The organism is Burkholderia pseudomultivorans (genome assembly GCF_001718415.1).
GTDB lineage: Bacteria > Pseudomonadota > Gammaproteobacteria > Burkholderiales > Burkholderiaceae > Burkholderia > Burkholderia pseudomultivorans_A.
On sequence record NZ_CP013378.1, the window covers coordinates 3,570,523 to 3,585,989 of the forward strand.

Below are 15,467 nucleotides of genomic sequence, written 5' to 3' on the forward strand. Positions count from 1 at the left end.
CGGCATCTGCCGGACGGCCGATGCGTGCGCACACGGCGCGCGGTCTAGAATAGCGGTTTTGGCCAGTCATTTCCGCCGTGATCCGTTTCAATCAGTTCAGCCTTGCGCGCGGCACCAAGCCGCTGTTCGACTCGGCATCGTTCGTGCTCAATCCCGGCGAGAAAGCCGGCCTGATCGGCGCGAACGGCGCCGGCAAGTCGACGCTGTTCGCGGTCCTGCGCGGCGAGCTGCACGCCGACGCCGGCGATTTCTCGATGCCGCCGTCGTGGCGGATCGCCCATGTGTCGCAGGAAACGCCGGCCGTCGATCGCTCCGCGCTCGACTACACGCTCGACGGCGACGCCGCGCTGCGCGAGATCGAGGCGCGCATCGCCGCCGCGTCGGCCGCCCATGACGGGGCGGCCGAAGCCGAAGCGCACGCGGCATTCGCCGACGCCGACGGCTACACCGCGCCCGCGCGCGGCGAGGCGCTGCTGCTCGGCCTCGGCTTCACGCTCGCGCAGACGCGCGAGAGCGTCGCGAGCTTCTCGGGCGGCTGGCGCATGCGCCTGAACCTCGCGCAGGCGCTGATGTGCCGCTCCGACCTGCTGCTGCTCGACGAACCGACCAACCACCTCGACCTCGACGCGATCGTCTGGCTGGAAGACTGGCTGCACCGCTACCCCGGCACGCTCGTCGTGATCTCGCACGATCGCGAATTCCTCGACTCGATCTGCAACGTCACGCTGCATCTCGAGAACCGCCAGGTGAAGCGCTACGGCGGCAACTACTCGCAGTTCGAAGTGCTGCGCGCGCAGCAGCTCGCGCTGCAGCAAAGCGCCTACGAAAAGCAGCAGAAGACGGTCGCGCACCTGCAGAGCTTCATCGACCGCTTCAAGGCCAAGGCGACCAAGGCGCGGCAGGCGCAGAGCCGGATGAAGGCGCTCGAGAAGATGGAGCTGATCGCGCCCGCGCACGTCGCGTCGCCGTTTACGTTCGAATTCCGCACGCCCGACGCCGCGCCGAACCCGATGATGGTGATGGAAGACGTCCGCTGCGGCTACCGTGCCGACGACGGCGCGGAAATCCCGATCGTCGAGCGCGTCGCGCTGTCGATCCAGAACGGGCAGCGCATCGGCCTGCTCGGCGCGAACGGCCAGGGCAAGTCGACGCTGATCAAGACGCTGGCCGGTACGCTCGCGCCGCTGTCGGGCCAGGTGCGCGAAGGCAAGGGGCTGACGATCGGCTATTTCGCGCAGCATCAGCTCGAGACGCTGCGCGAAGACGATTCGCCGCTCGCGCATCTGGCGCGGCTCGCACCCGACACGCGCGAGCAGGAACTGCGCGACTTCCTCGGCGGCTTCAACTTCTCGGGCGACATGGCGACGAGCCCGGTCGGCCCGTTCTCCGGCGGCGAAAAGGCGCGCCTCGCGCTCGCGCTGATCATCTGGCAGAAGCCGAACCTGCTGCTGCTCGACGAACCGACCAACCACCTCGATCTCGAAACGCGTCACGCGCTGACGATGGCGCTCGCGCAGTTCGACGGCACGCTGATTCTCGTGTCGCACGACCGTCATCTGCTGCGCGCGACGACCGACCAGTTCATGCTCGTCGCCAAGCACCGGCTGCAGCCGTTCGACGGCGACCTCGACGATTACCGCGACTGGCTGCTGCAGCATGCGGCCGAGCAGCGCGCGGCCGCGAAGGCCGACGGCGCGGCCGAGTCCGGCGCCGGGCCGGCCGTCAACCGCAAGGACCAGAAGCGGCAGGCGGCCGAGGAACGGCAGCGCCTGTCGCAGTTGAAGAAGCCGCTGCAGACGCGCATCACGAAGCTCGAAAAGGAAATGGACGCGCTGCACGCGGAAAAGGCGCGTCTCGATGCGTTCGTCGCCGATTCGGCGAGCTACGAACCGGCGCGCAAGACCGAACTCACGGACGCGATCCGCACGCTCGGCGACGTCAACGCGCGGCTCGAAACGATCGAGGCGGACTGGCTCGCCGCGCAGGAAGAACTCGAGCAGATCGGCTGACCGCGAGCGGGGCGCGCCCGGCCGCGCCGCCCAAGCCGCGCCGGCGTCGCGGCATTTCCGCGCGCCGCCAAGCCACCACCACCCTGGATACGACAAGGCCGGGCACATTGCCCGGCCTTGTCGATCTCGTTCGCGGCCCGCCGGCCACCGGCTCAGCGCCGCGGCAGCGTATCGCGCGGCATCTGCTCGTCGTCGCCCATCAGGTGCCGGCGCCCTTCGGTCGGCCGGCGGATCGCCGCGGCGACTTCCGCTTCGGTCACGTGCTCCGCCACGACGCGGCGCGCGAGCCGCCCTTCCGAATCGATCCATTCGACGATCCGGCATCCGCCGCCCCACGGCTGACGGATCGGCTCCGAGACGCGGCAGCCGCGCAGGTTGTACACGCGTGCGTCCGGCGCTTGCCCATACGATTTCAACATAGCTTCCCTTCACGATGCGCGGTTCGACAATCCGGCAAAGGATAGGGAAAAGCAATGTCCGGCGGGTTACAGCAGCCTACATATTCTTTACAACGAATTACGCGCCAGATCGCACGGCAGGCGCCTGCCGCGTCGTTCATTCGAGGTCGCGCACGCTGTCGATCGCCTGCTCGAGGCGCTCGACGGCCATCACCTTCAGCCCCTCGATCGCCTGCTTCGGCGCGTTCGCCTTCGGAATCAGCGCGATCGTGAAGCCAAGCTTCGCCGCCTCGCGCAGCCGTTCCTGCCCGCGCGGGGACGGCCGGATCTCGCCCGCGAGCCCCACTTCGCCGAACACGATCAGTCCCTTCGGCAGCGCCTTGTTGCGCATCGACGAGTGGATCGCCAGCAGCACCGCGAGATCGGCCGCCGGCTCCGTGATCTTCACGCCGCCGACCGCGTTCAGGAACACGTCCTGGTCGAAGCAGGCGATGCCCGCGTGCCGGTGCAGCACCGCCAGCAGCATCGCGAGCCGGTTCTGTTCGAGGCCGACCGCGAGCCGGCGCGGGTTCGGCACATGGGCCGTATCGACGAGCGCCTGGACCTCGACCAGCAGCGGGCGCGTGCCCTCCTGCGTGACGAGCACGCACGAGCCCGGCACGACCTGCTCGTGCTGCGACAGGAACAGCGCCGACGGATTCGCGACGCCGCGCAGCCCGCGCTCGGTCATCGCGAACACGCCGAGCTCGTTGACCGCGCCGAAGCGATTCTTGAACGCGCGCACGAGCCGGAACGACGAGTGCGTGTCGCCTTCGAAGTACAGCACCGTGTCGACGATGTGCTCGAGCACGCGCGGACCGGCGAGGTTGCCCTCCTTCGTCACGTGCCCGACCATGATGATCGCGGTGCCCGACTGCTTCGCGATGCGCGTGAGCTGCGCCGCGCACTCGCGCACCTGCGCGACCGAGCCGGGCGCCGACGTGAGCGCGTCCGAATAGACGGTCTGGATCGAGTCGATGACGGCCACGTCGGGCCGCTCCGCGTCGATCGCGGCCTGGATCTTCTCGAGCTGGATCTCGGCGAGCAGCTTCAGTTCGGCCGCCGGCGCGCCGCCGTCGAGCAGCGCGAGCCGTTGCGCGCGCAACGCGATCTGCGCGGCCGATTCCTCGCCGCTGATATAGAGCGCGCGCCGCTCGCTCGCGATGTCGGCGAGCGACTGCAGCAGCAGCGTCGACTTGCCGATGCCCGGATCGCCGCCGATCAGCACGACCCCGCCCGGCACGAGCCCGCCGCCGAGCACGCGGTCGAACTCGCCGATGCCGGTCGAGAAGCGCGGCACGTCGGCCGCCTCGATATCGGCGAGACGCTGCACCGGCGCGCGTTTGGCGAGCGACTGGAAGCGATGCGCGGCGGGCGACTCGGCCACCGACTCGACGAGCGTGTTCCAGGCCTGGCAGGACGGGCACTGCCCCTGCCACTTCGGGGTCTGTCCGCCGCATTCGCTGCAGACGTAGACGGTTTTCTGTTTGGCCACGCGCACTACCCTTATTCCGCGCGCACCGGCACGCGGGCCGCGACCGCGCACATCAGCTCGTAGCCGATCGTCCCGCAATGACGCGCGACGTCGTCGATCGACAGCGCGTTGCCCCACAGCTCGACGCGCGCGCCGACGCCGGCCTGCGGGCACGGCGTCAGGTCGACGGTGATCATGTCCATCGACACGCGGCCGACGATCCGCGTGCGGATGCCGTCGACGATCACCGGCGTGCCTTCGGGCGCGACGCGCGGATAGCCGTCCGCATAGCCGCACGCGACCACGCCGATCCGCATCGGCGCCTGCGCGGAGAACGTCGAGCCATAGCCGATCGCCTGTCCCTTGCCGATCGTCTGCACCGCGATCAGCTCGGACGCGAGCGTCATCGCCGGCTTCAGGCCGGTGTCCGCGATATCGGACGACAGCCCGGACGGCGACGCGCCATACAGCACGATGCCCGGCCGCACCCAGTCGAAGTGCGTGTCCGGATGCCACAGCACGGCCGCCGAGTTCGCGAGGCTGCGCGCGCCGGCGATGCTCGCCGCGCCGCGCTCGAAGGTCGCAAGCTGCTCGGCGACGCCGCGCTCGTTGTCGGCATCCGAAAAATGGGTCATCAACGTGATCTGGCCGATGCCGGGACACGCGCGGGCGCGCTCCCACGCGGCGCGGTATTTCTCCGGCGCATAGCCGAGCCGGTTCATCCCGCTGTTCATCTTCAGCTGCACGTTGACGGGCTTCGACAGCCGGGCCGTTTCCAGCATCCGCATCTGCTCGTCGTTGTGGACGGTCGTCGTCAGGCTGTAGCGATCGATCACGTCGATGTCGGTCGAGCGGAAGAACCCTTCGAGCAGCAGGATCGGGCCGGCCCAGCCGAGCTCGCGCAGCTTGACGGCCTCGTCGAGGTCGAGCAGCCCGAAGCCGTCGGTGCCGCGCAGGCCGGGAAACACGCGCGCGAGACCGTGGCCGTACGCGTTGGCCTTGACGACCGCCCAGACCTTGGACGGGCCGGCATAGCGGCGGACGACGGAGAGATTGTTCGCGAGAGCGGCGGTGTGGATGGTGGCGGAGATCGGGCGCGGCATGGGAAATTTACGTAAAGACGCTTGCGAATCATCAGCTTACCGCGCCTTTTGAGCACCGAAGCCGACAATTTGCGGAACGATCGGGGAATCTTGCTAGTCCGAATTGGCGTATTTTCATGTTATAAAGCCGTGCGCACAACCCATTTCGAACGGAATAAGCCGATCGCATACCAGGCGGCCTACGCGGCCAAGCCGCAGCGACGAAAGCATCGCATCAGATGAAAAAAGGTTTTTACACCATCATGGCCGCGCAGTTTTTCTCGTCGCTGGCCGACAATGCGCTTCTCATCGCCGCCATCGCCCTGCTGAAAGACCTCCACGCCCCCAACTGGATGACACCGCTGCTCAAGCTGTTCTTCGTGTTGTCCTATGTCGTGCTGGCCGCATTCGTCGGTGCGTTCGCTGATTCGCGCCCGAAGGGTCGCGTGATGTTCATCACCAACTCGATCAAGGTGGTCGGCTGCCTGATCATGCTGTTCGGCGCCCACCCGCTGATCGCGTACGGAATCGTCGGCTTCGGCGCGGCGGCCTATTCGCCCGCGAAGTACGGCATTCTCACCGAACTGCTGCCGGCCGACCGGCTCGTCGCCGCGAACGGCTGGATCGAAGGCACGACCGTCAGTTCGATCATCCTCGGCACCGTGCTCGGCGGCGCGCTGATCAGCCCGCACATCGCGTCGCACGTGATCGCGCACACGCCCGCATGGATCAATACGCCGGCCGAATCGGCGATGGCGGTCATCATGACCATCTACGTGATCGCCGCACTGTTCAACCTGCGGATTCCCGATACGGGCGCCCGCTACCCGAAGCAGGAACGCGGCCCGGTCAAGCTCGTCACCGACTTCGCCGACTGCTTCATGGTGCTGTGGCGCGACCGGCTCGGCCAGATCTCGCTCGCGGTCACGACGCTGTTCTGGGGTGCGGGCGCGACGCTGCAGTTCATCGTGCTGAAATGGGCCGAGGTGTCGCTCGGCATGTCGCTGTCGGAAGGCGCGCTGCTGCAGGCCGTGGTCGCGGTCGGCGTCGCGGGCGGCGCAGTCGCGGCGGCGGCCCAGATCCCGCTGAAGAAGTCGCTGACCGTGCTGCCCGTCGGCATCATGATGGGCATCGCGGTGATGCTGATGGCGTTCTACACGCGCGACCTGTTCCCGTCGCACTGGGCCGTGCACATCGGCCACATGCGCATGCCGGTGTACCTGATCATCGCGTACATCTTCCTGATGTGCGTCGGCGCGCTGTCGGGCTACTTCGTGGTGCCCATGAACGCGCTGCTGCAGCATCGCGGCCACGTGCTGCTGTCGGCCGGCCACTCGATCGCGGTGCAGAACTTCAACGAGAACCTGTCGGTGCTCGTGATGCTGTGCCTGTATGCGGTGCTGGTGTGGCTCGACGTGCCGGTCGGCGTCGTGATCGTGCTGTTCGGCACCTTCGTGTGCCTGACGATGTGGCTCGTGATGCGCCGCCACCAGGCGAACCAGCGTCAGTTCGATGCGGTCGCGCTGATCGGCGAGTCGAAGCACTGACGCTACACTTCCCGTTCCCGTCCGTCGGCGCCGCTCCCCGAAGCGGCGCCCTGCCATCATGACGCACCCGATACCCAACGTCCTGACGATCGCCGGCTCCGACTCCGGCGGCGGCGCAGGCATCCAGGCCGACCTGAAGACGTTCTCCGCACTCGGCGCCTACGGCGCGAGCGTGATCACCGCGCTGACCGCGCAGAACACGCGCGGCGTGACCGGCGTGCATGCGCCCGAGCCCGCGTTCGTGACCGCGCAGCTCGACGCGGTGTTCGACGACATCCGCATCGACGCGGTCAAGATCGGCATGCTCGCGAACGCCTCGATCGTGCACGCGGTCGCCGACGCGCTGCGGCGCTACGCGCCCCGCTTCGTCGTGCTCGACACGGTGATGATCTCGAAAAGCGCGCATGCGCTGCTCGCGCCGGACGCGGTCGACGCGCTGCGCGATGCGCTGCTGCCGCTCGCGACGGTCGTCACGCCGAACCTGCCCGAAGCGGCCGCACTGCTCGGCGACACGCCCGCGACGACGGAGAACGACATGGTCCGGCAGGGCCGCGCGCTGCTGCAAACGGGCGCGCGCGCCGTGCTGATGAAAGGCGGGCACCTGCCCGACGCGGCCGCGAGCCCCGACTGGCTCGTGGAAGCGGCGCATACGGTGCGCCTCGACGGTCCGCGCGTGCCCGTCAGCAATACGCACGGCACCGGCTGCACGCTGTCGTCGGCGATCGCGGCGCTGCTGCCGCAGCATCCCGACCTCGAAAGCGCGGTGCGCGCCGCGAAGACCTACCTGACCGGCGCGATTGCCGCGAGCGGGCGGCTCGACGTCGGCCACGGCGTCGGCCCCGTCCATCATTTCCATCGCTGGTGGTAAGCGCGGCAGACCACCGCGACTGACGCAACGTCGGTCCGACTTCAGTCGACCTGCGCCGCAAATGCCCGCGCCCGCGCGGGCCAATCGTCCGGGACGACGAAGCCGCGCGCCGTCTCTCGCCACGTCCCGTCGTCGCACGGTTCATAAACGCCGATCAGCGCGGGCGGCTGGCGCGCGCCCAGCACCGGCGGCAACGCGCGCGCGGCCGCCAGCGGTTCGGGCGCCGCATCGGCATGCGCGGCGATCCGCCGCGGCGCAAGCCACGCGAGCCGCGGCAGCACGCTCCACGCCGCACCGGCCGGTTGCGCGGCCGCCCAGTCCGGCCACTGCGCATGCGTGAGCCAGAAACCGCGCGGATGATCGGGCGCGATTTCGGCGGACACCGGCGGCCGTGTCGCGCCGTGCGGATAGAACAGCCAGCCCTTCACGAACATCTGCGCCGCGGACAGCGCGCCGTAGCCGAGCAGCGTGAAGCCGTTGCGGCTGCTCAGCCGCAGCTGATGGTCGATGAGCCGGCTGCGCTTGCGGTCGAGCCGGTCGACGAGATTCGGTCCGACGAAATCGGCGAGCGATGCGCCCGCGTGCACCGGCGCGCACAGATAGCACTTCACCGCCAGTTCCCAGTGCAGGCGCCGCCCGTCCGGCGTATCGACGAGGAAGTCGACTTCGCCGAGCGTGTGCCCGTTGCTGCGCAGCGGCAGGTTCGCCGCGACGAGCCGCAGCGACGGGCCGTGCGTCAGGAAATATTCGAGCAGGCATTCGGCATAGCGGCCGAGGCGCACGGGTCGCAGCCCGTCGAGCGCACGGTGCAGCGGCGCCGGCGCGGCGTCGAGCGCCGCCAGCCACGCCTCGACGGCGGCCCGTTCGGCGGCGTCCGACCACGGCTGCGCGAGCGACGCGCCCGGCGCCGCGGCGAGCAGGCTCGGGCTCGCGAGGAGCCACGCCAGGTCGCGGACTGCGGCGTCGCGCAGCGTATCGACGAACGCGAACGCCGCGCGGGCCGTCATTGCCCGGCCGGCTGTTGCGCGGCGCCGCCCGCCGCCGCGCCGAACGTGTCGCGCGCGAGGCACAGGTCGGCCCAGGCCTTCGACTTGTCCTGCAGGCTGCGCAACAGGTAGGCCGGATGGTAGGTGACGATCACCGGCACGCCTTCGTATGCATGCACGCGGCCGCGCAGCGAGGCGATGCTCGCATCCGTCTTGAGCAGCGTCTGCGCGGCGAAGCGGCCGAGCGCGACGATCAGCTTCGGTTTCACGAGCGCGACCTGGCGCTGCAGATACGGCTCGCAGCGCGCGACCTCGTCCGGTTCGGGATTGCGGTTGCCGGGCGGCCGGCACTTGATCACGTTCGCGATATAGACGTTGCGGCCGCGCTCGAGCGACAGCGAGCGCAGCATGTTGTCGAGCAGCTTGCCGGCCTGGCCGACGAACGGTTCGCCCTGCTTGTCCTCGTTCTCGCCCGGCGCCTCACCGACCAGCATCCAGTCCGCCTCGCGATCGCCGACGCCGAATACGGTATTGGTGCGCTTCTCGCACAGGCGGCAGCGCGTGCAGTCGGCGACGCGCGCGGCGAGCGCATCCCAGTCGAGCATCGCGACCGGCGTTTCCGCGGCGCGCGATTCGGCCGGCGCGACGGGGTCGCCCGGCGGCGCGGCGTCGAACCACGCGAAATCGTCTTCGGCGGCGGGCGGTGCGTCGAAAGCCGGCGGCATCGGGGCCGTGGATGCAGTGGACTCGCGTTGCGCCGACGCGCGCTCGTCGGCGAATTCGCGACGGGCTGCCGCGTCGGCTGTATCGCGTCGCATGGCGTCGGATGCCGGCGCGACGGCCTGCGGCGGCGCATCGGCCGGTACGCGGGCGGAGACCGCGCTGCGCGTTACATCAGCCGGCGGCAAACCGGCGTCGTGATCCGGTCGCGGCTGCCGGGCGACCGTTGCCGCCGCAACGGCAGCGCCGCCGTCCGCGACGGCATCGGCCTGCGGCGTCGCTGACGCGCCCACCGCGCCTGCATCAGCCGCCACGGCTTCGCCATCCGCGCGCTGCCCGCGCCGCACCCAGATCTGCGCGAGGCCCATTTCCTCGAGCGCCGCTTCAGTCCACGCCATGCGCGCCCCCTCCATCCTTGTTCAGCGTCAGACGCATCACGATCGCGTCCTCGCGGCTGCGATGCCGCGCCGGGTAATAGTTCTTGCGCCGCCCGATCGTCACGAAGCCGAAGCGCTCGTACAACTGGATCGCACGCGGATTGGACGGCCGCACCTCGAGCAGCACGCCGTCGAGCCGTTCCGCGCGCGAAATGCGCACCGCCTCGCGCAACAGCGCGAGCCCCGCGCCCGAGCGCTGCGCCGCCGGCGCGACGCACAGGTTCAGCAGATGCATCTCGTCGATCACCGGCATCAGCACGCAATAGCCGACGAGCGCGCCCGTCACGTGCCGCAGGCACACGCCGAAATAGCCGTTGCGCAGCGAATCCTCGAAATTGCCGCGGCTCCACGGGAATTCGTAGGCGGCCTGCTCGATCGCGACGACCTCGTCGAGATCGGCGTCGGTCATCGGCGACAGATAGCGGTCGCTCAGCAGCACGCCCGTCATCGTTGCGCCCCGCCCGTCTGCGCGGCACGCGCCGCGATGCGTTCGGCGGTCGTTTGTGCGACCTTGTCGCGCACGTATTCGGGTGCGGCCTGGTCGGCCGGCACCGTGCGCCCGGCGCGGAACGCGCGCAGCGCGGCATGCGCGACCGCCAGCGCGTGCGGCAGCGCTTCACCGTCGATCGCCACCGCGCGCGCGGTGGCCGGCATCTGCGCGCCGAACGCGGCCGCCGCATTGCCGGCGAGCGTGAACGGCGCATCGGGCACGCCGACGGCGCCCGGCGCGTCGAGCGCGGCCGGATGCAGCGTGCGCCAGTCGCCGGCCGCATCGTCCCACGCGAAATCGGCCCAGTAGGCTTCGTCCATCCGCGCGTCGAGCGCGGCGAGCACGCGCGTCGTGCCGGGCGCGCGCAGCCGCGCATGCTCGGCGCATGCGAGCAGCGTGCCGATCGGCACGACCGGCAGGCCGCGCCCGAACGCGAGGCCCTGCGCGATGCCGGTCGCGGTGCGCAGGCCCGTGAACGAGCCCGGCCCCGCACCGAATGCGATTGCATCGCAGTCGGCGAGCGTCAGCCCGGATTCGGCGAAGAGTTCCTGGATCGCCGGCAGCACGCGCGTGCTCGACACGGCGCCCGTCAGTTCGTGGCGGACCCAGGTTTGCGGGGAGGAAACGCCGGCATCGGCCGAAGCCGAGCGCAGCAGCGCGACCGAGCAGTATTCGGTCGACGTATCGATGGCGAGGAGCACTGTTTGCGTCATGGCCGACATTGTAATGCGGCGCCCCGCTCCCACGGGCGTTCGGGCCCGATCTTCGCATGCGCGTGCGGCGGCCGGCGGTTTGGAAGGATCGCTCGACCCTGCGCGGCGGTCCGCTTGTTAAGATCGCCCGACTTGAAACCCTTACGGAGACTCCCGATGAGCGACCTCACCGCCCGCTTCGACCAGGCCCAGATCGACGTCAAGCAATTGACGGAACGGCCGGGCAACCTGACGCTGCTGCGCCTGTACGCGCTGTTCAAGCAGGCCACCGACGGCGACGCGCACGGCGACAAGCCGGGCTTCACCGACATCGTCGGCAAATACAAGTACGACGCCTGGGATGCGCTCAAGGGCACCTCGCAGGATGACGCGAAGCAGCAATACATCGAACTCGTCGAATCGCTGAAGAACGGCACCGCTTCCTGACCGGTTCGCGTCCCGACGCAATCGGCGATCAAATCAGTGGCGCGGCGCAGCAAAAATCCTTATAATGCTGGCTGCGTCGCTTCCGCGCACGGCCCGAAGGCCGTTCCGGCCTGACGCTTCGTAGCGTTAAGCTCCAATCCGGTTTAGAACCTGTCCCCTCCTGCTTCGGCCCTCGCGGTCGTCACTCACAGGCTGGCGGCCTCGCTCCTGGCGCGCCGCACCCAAAACAGCTTCTAATGCCTCATCCGCCATCTGTTTGGCGGATTGCACCCGTTTCCCGATTTGCTCGTTGAATCCGACGACTTGGGTATGCGCGATTGGCGCCGACGTTTCACCCATCTGTGTTTCAAGGATTGTTATGACTTCGAGCATCAACTCCAGCCCGCTCAACGCGATCGCCGACCAGGCGCTCGGTCTCGATGCCGCCGCCGCACCGGCCGCGCTCGAACCGGCGTCGGACGAGCCGAGCTTCGCGTCGCTCGGGCTGTCGCCGGAGATCGTCTCCGCGCTGCAGGCCGCCGGCTATGTGAAGCCGACGCCGGTCCAGCAGCGCGCCATTCCGGCCGGCATCGCCGGCCGCGACCTGCTGGTGTCGAGCCCGACCGGTTCGGGCAAGACCGCCGCATTCATGCTGCCCGCGATCGAACGTTTCGCGCAGCTCCAGAAGGCGCAGGCGCAACAGCCGCGCGCGCCGCGTGAACCGAACCAGGGCGATCGTCGCGGTCGCCGCCCGCAACCGGTCGCGCGCCCGGGCCTGCTCGTGCTGACGCCGACCCGCGAACTCGCGATGCAGGTCACGACGGCCGCATCGACCTACGGCAAGCACCTGAAGCGCCTGCGCACCGTCAGCATCCTCGGCGGCGTCGCCTACGGCCAGCAGCTGATGCTGCTCGCGAAGAACCCGGAAATCCTGGTCGCGACGCCGGGCCGCCTGCTCGACCATCTCGAGCGCGGCCGCATCGACCTGTCCGAGCTGAAGATGCTGGTGCTCGACGAAGCCGACCGCATGCTCGACATGGGCTTCATCGAGGACATCGAGACGATCGTCGAGGCGACGCCCGAGTCGCGTCAGACGATGCTGTTCTCGGCCACGCTCGACGGCAAGATCGGTTCGCTGACGAGCCGCCTGCTGAAGGATCCGGAACGCATCGAGATCCAGCAGCGCCTCGAGTCGCGCGCGAACATCGCGCAGACCGTGCATTACGTCGACGACCGCGACCACAAGGACCGCCTGCTCGATCACCTGCTGCGCGACAACGCGCTCGACCAGGCGATCATCTTCACGGCGACCAAGATCGACGCGGACCAGCTCGCCGGCCGTCTCGCCGACGCGGGCTTCCAGTCGGCCGCGCTGCACGGCGACCTGCCGCAGGGCGCGCGCAACCGCACGATCCGTGCGCTGCGCGAGCGCCGCGTGCGCGTGCTGGTCGCGACCGACGTCGCGGCGCGCGGGATCGACATCCCGGGCATCACGCACGTGTTCAACTACGACCTGCCGAAGTTCGCGGAGGACTACGTGCACCGCATCGGCCGTACCGGTCGCGCGGGCCGTTCGGGCATCGCGGTGAGCCTCGTGCACCACGCCGAGCAAGGCGCGCTCAAGCGCATCGAGCGCTTCGTGCGTGCGCCGCTGCCGGTCAACGTGATCGAAGGCTTCGAGCCGCGCAAGGCGCCCCCGCGCAACGATCGCGGCAACGGCCGCGGCCGTCCGGGCGGCGGCAACGGCGGCCGGCGTTTCGGCGGCAAGCCGGGCGGCGGTCATGGCGGCAGCGGTCGCAGCTACGGCAGCGGCAACGGCGGCGGCTGGAGCGGCAAGCCGGGCGGCAGCCGCGACGGTGGCCGTCGCGACGGCCAGCGCAGCAGCGGCCCGCGCCGCAGCAACTCCGCATCCTGATCGCGCATGGGCGGCCCCTTCGCCGCCCTGCTGATCCGGCCGACCGGCGCTTCTGCGCCGGTTTTTTTTCGTCCCGCGCGCCATTTCACGATACGGAAAATTTTTTTGTGTCGTAAAAAATCATGCTGCGCGGCACAACGCGACCGATTGCAGGATAGGAAAAATCGTTTCTTATTGCGAAACATCAATTTCAAGATACTGATTCATAACGAATAAAAATTTATCGGCTTCTGCGCAAAGCCTCTGTCTCGCGCGCATCGATTTGCCTAGACTCTTATACAAGACTTCACGAAACGTGCACGCAAATCCTCCCCCGTTTCGTGGACGGCATCGTCATCGTTGATTCATCTCGTCAGGCAAATACGTCAAGGAGCTCATCATGTCCCGTCAGCAACAGGCACAGGAACTGCAGAAGCAATGGGAAACCGATTCGCGCTGGAAGGGGATCAAGCGCGGCTACACGGCCGAGGACGTCGTGCGCCTGCGCGGCTCGATCGCGGTCGAGCACACGCTGGCCAAGCGCGGCGCGGAAAAGCTGTGGACGCTGATCAACACCGAGCCGTTCGTCAACGCGCTCGGCGCGCTGACCGGCAACCAGGCGATGCAGCAGGTGAAGGCCGGCCTCAAGGCGATCTACCTGTCCGGCTGGCAGGTGGCCGGCGACGCAAACGTCGCGGGCGAAATGTACCCGGACCAGTCGCTGTACCCGGCGAACTCGGTGCCGCTCGTCGTGAAGCGCATCAACAACACGCTGACGCGCGCCGACCAGATCCAGTGGTCGGAGGGCAAGAACCCGGGCGACGAAGGCTACGTCGACTTCTTCGCGCCGATCGTCGCCGATGCGGAAGCCGGCTTCGGCGGCGTGCTGAACGCGTTCGAACTGATGAAGGCGATGATCGAGGCCGGCGCGTCGGGCGTTCACTTCGAGGACCAGCTCGCCTCGGTGAAGAAGTGCGGCCATATGGGCGGCAAGGTGCTCGTGCCGACCCGTGAAGCCGTCGCGAAGCTGTCGGCCGCGCGGCTCGCGGCCGACGTGATGGGCACGCCGACCGTGCTCGTCGCGCGGACCGACGCGGAAGCCGCCGACCTGATCACGTCCGACATCGACGACAACGACAAGCCGTTCCTGACCGGCGAGCGCACGGTCGAAGGTTTCTTCCGCACGAAGCCGGGCCTCGAGCAGGCAGTCTCGCGCGGCCTCGCGTACGCGCCGTACGCCGACCTGATCTGGTGCGAAACCGGCAAGCCCGATCTCGAGTACGCGAAGAAATTCGCGGAAGCGATCCACAAGCAGTTCCCGGGCAAGCTGCTGTCGTACAACTGCTCGCCGTCGTTCAACTGGAAGAAGAACCTCGACGACGCGACGATCGCGAAGTTCCAGAAGGAACTCGGCGCGATGGGCTACAAGTTCCAGTTCATCACGCTGGCCGGCTTCCATGCGCTGAACTACTCGATGTTCAACCTCGCGCACGGCTATGCCCGCACGCAGATGAGCGCGTTCGTCGAGCTGCAGCAAGCCGAGTTCGCGGCGGCCGACAAGGGCTTCACGGCCGTCAAGCACCAGCGCGAAGTCGGCACCGGCTACTTCGATGCGGTCACGCAGACGGTCGAGCGCGAAGCATCGACGACCGCGCTGCACGGCTCGACCGAGGACGAACAGTTCTTCGACGGCAAGAAGGTCGCATAACACGCGGCGGGCGTCACGCCGGCGCCCGCCACAGAACAGGAATCAGGGAGGAGACGGCAGGCGCGCGCGCTCGCGCGCGACCGGCCGCACGGCCTGCGGGCCGACATGGCAGCGACGCGCGCCGGCTTCGTCCGGCGCGCTTTCTTTCAACACCGGTCGCGACACCGCCTGCGCGGGACAAGAACGGCGCCGCATCACCGATAGACGATCACCGGAATTTTCGTATGGGTCAGCACGCGCTGCGTTTCGCTGCCGATCAGCAGGCTGCCGAGCCCGCGGCGGCCGTGCGACGCCATGAAGATCACGTCGCAGCCGCCGCGCTCGGCCGCCTCGATGATGCCGAGGTACGGCGACGGATGCACGCTCGTCCAGGTGTCGCAGGCGACGCCGACCGCCTTCGCGGCCGATTCGACCTCGTCGAGATGCGCGCGCGCCTCGCGCTCGCTGCGCGCACGGAAATCGGCGGGCGGCTCGATGATCACTTCGGAAAACGGCGAGTACGGATACTGCGGCAGGCACGCATAGGCCGTCACGCGTGCGCCGACCGCGCGCGCCAGGTCGATCGCGCCGTCGATCGCCTTGCGGGACAGTTCGGAACCGTCGGTTGGAACGAGGATGTGCCGGAACATCGCGCCCTCCTTCGTCAGTCGCACGCCGCGCGGCGCGGTGCCGGATCCACCGGCCGCGCCCCGTCGGA

At 68.7% G+C, this 15,467-nt stretch carries 14 protein-coding genes; 6 read left to right on the forward strand and 8 right to left on the reverse strand.

The features are described from left to right. The first annotated feature begins 77 nt into the window (after window positions 1-77). Window positions 78-2,009, forward strand: coding sequence for an ATP-binding cassette domain-containing protein (locus WS57_RS28795; RefSeq protein ID WP_059512857.1), 1,932 nt, complete (start codon window positions 78-80; stop codon window positions 2,007-2,009). A gap of 152 nt (window positions 2,010-2,161) precedes the next feature. Here WS57_RS28795 and WS57_RS28800 read toward each other — a convergent pair whose 3' ends face one another. From WS57_RS28800 to alr, 3 genes are all read right to left on the reverse strand, one after another. Further along, the gene (locus WS57_RS28800; protein WP_040127718.1) at window positions 2,162-2,428 is read right to left on the reverse strand and encodes a DUF2866 domain-containing protein; all 267 of its coding nucleotides are present in this window, start codon (window positions 2,426-2,428) and stop codon (window positions 2,162-2,164) included. Window positions 2,429-2,564: 136 nt separating this feature from the next. Then, window positions 2,565-3,941: a DNA repair protein RadA gene (gene radA, locus WS57_RS28805; protein ID WP_009690110.1), complete on the reverse strand. Its 1,377-nt coding sequence runs from the start codon at window positions 3,939-3,941 to the stop codon at window positions 2,565-2,567. Window positions 3,942-3,952: 11 nt separating this feature from the next. Continuing rightward, on the reverse strand, window positions 3,953-5,023 hold the full coding sequence (gene alr / locus WS57_RS28810) for an alanine racemase (RefSeq protein WP_059512858.1): 1,071 nt from the start codon (window positions 5,021-5,023) through the stop codon (window positions 3,953-3,955). Between the two features lie 218 nt (window positions 5,024-5,241). On the opposite strand from alr, the gene lplT reads away from it, so the two are divergent. Continuing rightward, window positions 5,242-6,549, forward strand: coding sequence for a lysophospholipid transporter LplT (gene lplT, locus WS57_RS28815; RefSeq protein ID WP_009690108.1), 1,308 nt, complete (start codon window positions 5,242-5,244; stop codon window positions 6,547-6,549). Window positions 6,550-6,607: 58 nt separating this feature from the next. After that, entirely contained in the window at window positions 6,608-7,417 is an 810-nt protein-coding gene (gene thiD, locus WS57_RS28820) for a bifunctional hydroxymethylpyrimidine kinase/phosphomethylpyrimidine kinase (protein WP_059481229.1), read from the forward strand. A gap of 41 nt (window positions 7,418-7,458) precedes the next feature. Here thiD and WS57_RS28825 read toward each other — a convergent pair whose 3' ends face one another. From WS57_RS28825 to tsaB, 4 genes are read right to left on the reverse strand one after another with little or no spacing between them, the layout of a single operon-like run. After that, entirely contained in the window at window positions 7,459-8,424 is a 966-nt protein-coding gene (locus WS57_RS28825; protein WP_069245185.1) for a DUF1853 family protein, read from the reverse strand. After that, window positions 8,421-9,521, reverse strand: coding sequence for a uracil-DNA glycosylase (locus tag WS57_RS28830; protein WP_059512860.1), 1,101 nt, complete (start codon window positions 9,519-9,521; stop codon window positions 8,421-8,423). The genes WS57_RS28825 and WS57_RS28830 overlap by 4 nt, the downstream gene beginning before the upstream one ends. Then, a complete protein-coding gene (gene rimI, locus WS57_RS28835; RefSeq protein ID WP_040127723.1) occupies window positions 9,508-10,008 on the reverse strand; it encodes a ribosomal protein S18-alanine N-acetyltransferase in 501 nt (166 codons plus the stop codon). Before rimI ends, WS57_RS28830 begins: the two co-directional genes overlap by 14 nt. Next, window positions 10,005-10,772, reverse strand: a complete 768-nt coding sequence (gene tsaB / locus WS57_RS28840) for a tRNA (adenosine(37)-N6)-threonylcarbamoyltransferase complex dimerization subunit type 1 TsaB (protein WP_059512861.1) — start codon at window positions 10,770-10,772, stop codon at window positions 10,005-10,007. The genes rimI and tsaB overlap by 4 nt, the downstream gene beginning before the upstream one ends. Before the next feature lie 147 nt (window positions 10,773-10,919). Between tsaB and WS57_RS28845 the strand changes: the two genes are divergently transcribed. The 3 genes from WS57_RS28845 (at window position 10,920) to aceA (ending at window position 14,770) form a co-directional block, all read left to right on the forward strand. Continuing rightward, window positions 10,920-11,189: an acyl-CoA-binding protein gene (locus WS57_RS28845; RefSeq protein ID WP_009695479.1), complete on the forward strand. Its 270-nt coding sequence runs from the start codon at window positions 10,920-10,922 to the stop codon at window positions 11,187-11,189. 358 nt (window positions 11,190-11,547) lie between these two features. Further along, window positions 11,548-13,083, forward strand: coding sequence for a DEAD/DEAH box helicase (locus WS57_RS28850; RefSeq protein ID WP_059481233.1), 1,536 nt, complete (start codon window positions 11,548-11,550; stop codon window positions 13,081-13,083). A gap of 379 nt (window positions 13,084-13,462) precedes the next feature. Then, window positions 13,463-14,770 (forward strand): isocitrate lyase, encoded by a 1,308-nt coding sequence (gene aceA, locus WS57_RS28855; protein WP_040127726.1) that lies wholly within the window; start codon window positions 13,463-13,465, stop codon window positions 14,768-14,770. Window positions 14,771-14,964: 194 nt separating this feature from the next. On the opposite strand, the gene WS57_RS28860 is transcribed toward aceA, so the two are convergent. Then, entirely contained in the window at window positions 14,965-15,399 is a 435-nt protein-coding gene (locus WS57_RS28860) for a universal stress protein (RefSeq protein ID WP_009691773.1), read from the reverse strand. Between the last annotated feature and the right edge of the window lie 68 nt (window positions 15,400-15,467).

What these genes read in the sequence shown, in the direction of transcription:
- WS57_RS28860 (WP_009691773.1), bottom strand. Translation starts at nt 15,399, where the DNA reads ATGTTCCGGCACATCCTCGTTCCAACCGACGGTTCCGAACTGTCCCGC.
- aceA (WP_040127726.1), top strand. Translation starts at nt 13,463, where the DNA reads ATGTCCCGTCAGCAACAGGCACAGGAACTGCAGAAGCAATGGGAAACC.
- thiD (WP_059481229.1), top strand. Translation starts at nt 6,608, where the DNA reads ATGACGCACCCGATACCCAACGTCCTGACGATCGCCGGCTCCGACTCC.
- WS57_RS28800 (WP_040127718.1), bottom strand. Translation starts at nt 2,428, where the DNA reads ATGTTGAAATCGTATGGGCAAGCGCCGGACGCACGCGTGTACAACCTG.
- lplT (WP_009690108.1), top strand. Translation starts at nt 5,242, where the DNA reads ATGAAAAAAGGTTTTTACACCATCATGGCCGCGCAGTTTTTCTCGTCG.
- rimI (WP_040127723.1), bottom strand. Translation starts at nt 10,008, where the DNA reads ATGACGGGCGTGCTGCTGAGCGACCGCTATCTGTCGCCGATGACCGAC.
- tsaB (WP_059512861.1), bottom strand. Translation starts at nt 10,772, where the DNA reads ATGTCGGCCATGACGCAAACAGTGCTCCTCGCCATCGATACGTCGACC.
- WS57_RS28845 (WP_009695479.1), top strand. Translation starts at nt 10,920, where the DNA reads ATGAGCGACCTCACCGCCCGCTTCGACCAGGCCCAGATCGACGTCAAG.
- WS57_RS28850 (WP_059481233.1), top strand. Translation starts at nt 11,548, where the DNA reads ATGACTTCGAGCATCAACTCCAGCCCGCTCAACGCGATCGCCGACCAG.
- WS57_RS28825 (WP_069245185.1), bottom strand. Translation starts at nt 8,424, where the DNA reads ATGACGGCCCGCGCGGCGTTCGCGTTCGTCGATACGCTGCGCGACGCC.
- WS57_RS28830 (WP_059512860.1), bottom strand. Translation starts at nt 9,521, where the DNA reads ATGGCGTGGACTGAAGCGGCGCTCGAGGAAATGGGCCTCGCGCAGATC.
- alr (WP_059512858.1), bottom strand. Translation starts at nt 5,023, where the DNA reads ATGCCGCGCCCGATCTCCGCCACCATCCACACCGCCGCTCTCGCGAAC.